At 53.1% G+C, this 1,434-nt stretch carries 1 rRNA gene; it reads left to right on the top strand.

Features of this window, described 5'->3' with window-relative positions:
* A 16S ribosomal RNA gene (locus KQI18_RS13820) occupies positions 1-1,434 on the top strand; the annotation flags it as partial.

Genomic DNA, 1,434 nt, shown 5'->3' with positions numbered 1-1,434 from the left:
TGAGAGTTTGATCCTGGCTCAGGATGAACGCTGGCGGCGTGCCTAACACATGCAAGTCGAGCGAACCCCTTCGGGGGAGAGCGGCGGACGGGTGAGTAACGCGTGGGTAACCTACCCTGTACACACGGATAACATACCGAAAGGTATACTAATACGTGATGACATATCGGACAGGCATCTGTCAGATATCAAAGGTCAGCCGGTACAGGATGGACCCGCGTCTGATTAGCTAGTTGGTGAGATAAAAGCTCACCAAGGCGACGATCAGTAGCCGACCTGAGAGGGTGATCGGCCACATTGGAACTGAGACACGGTCCAAACTCCTACGGGAGGCAGCAGTGGGGAATATTGCACAATGGGCGAAAGCCTGATGCAGCAACGCCGCGTGAGTGATGAAGGTTTTCGGATCGTAAAACTCTGTCCTCAAGGAAGATAATGACGGTACTTGAGGAGGAAGCCCCGGCTAACTACGTGCCAGCAGCCGCGGTAATACGTAGGGGGCTAGCGTTATCCGGATTTACTGGGCGTAAAGGGTGCGTAGGCGGTCTTTCAAGTCAGAAGTTAAATTCTACGGCTCAACCGTAGCCAGCTTTTGAAACTGGAAGACTTGAGTGCAGGAGAGGAGAGTAGAATTCCTAGTGTAGCGGTGAAATGCGTAGATATTAGGAGGAATACCAGTAGCGAAGGCGGCTCTCTGGACTGTAACTGACGCTGAGGCACGAAAGCGTGGGGAGCGAACAGGATTAGATACCCTGGTAGTCCACGCCGTAAACGATGAGTACTAGGTGTCGGGGGTTACCCCCCTCGGTGCCGCAGCTAACGCATTAAGTACTCCGCCTGGGGAGTACGCTCGCAAGAGTGAAACTCAAAGGAATTGACGGGGACCCGCACAAGTAGCGGAGCATGTGGTTTAATTCGAAGCAACGCGAAGAACCTTACCTAAGCTTGACATCCTGGTGACCTCTCCCTAATCGGAGATTTCCCTTCGGGGACACCAGTGACAGGTGGTGCATGGTTGTCGTCAGCTCGTGTCGTGAGATGTTGGGTTAAGTCCCGCAACGAGCGCAACCCTTGTCTTTAGTTGCCATCATTAAGTTGGGCACTCTAGAGAGACTGCCAGGGATAACCTGGAGGAAGGTGGGGATGACGTCAAATCATCATGCCCCTTATGCTTAGGGCTACACACGTGCTACAATGGGTGGTACAGAGGGCTGCTAAACCGTAAGGTCATGCCAATCCCTTAAAGCCATTCTCAGTTCGGATTGTGGGCTGAAACTCGCCCACATGAAGCTGGAGTTACTAGTAATCGCAGATCAGAATGCTGCGGTGAATGCGTTCCCGGGTCTTGTACACACCGCCCGTCACACCACGGAAGTTGGAAACACCCGAAGCCGATTATCTAACCCTTGGGAGGAAGTCGTCGAAGGTGGCATC

It is taken from the genome of Metaclostridioides mangenotii (assembly GCF_018917235.1).
Lineage (GTDB): Bacteria > Bacillota > Clostridia > Peptostreptococcales > Peptostreptococcaceae > Metaclostridioides.
The sequence above is the reverse complement of the archived record's forward strand: the minus strand, read 5'-3'. Positions and strand labels throughout refer to the sequence as shown.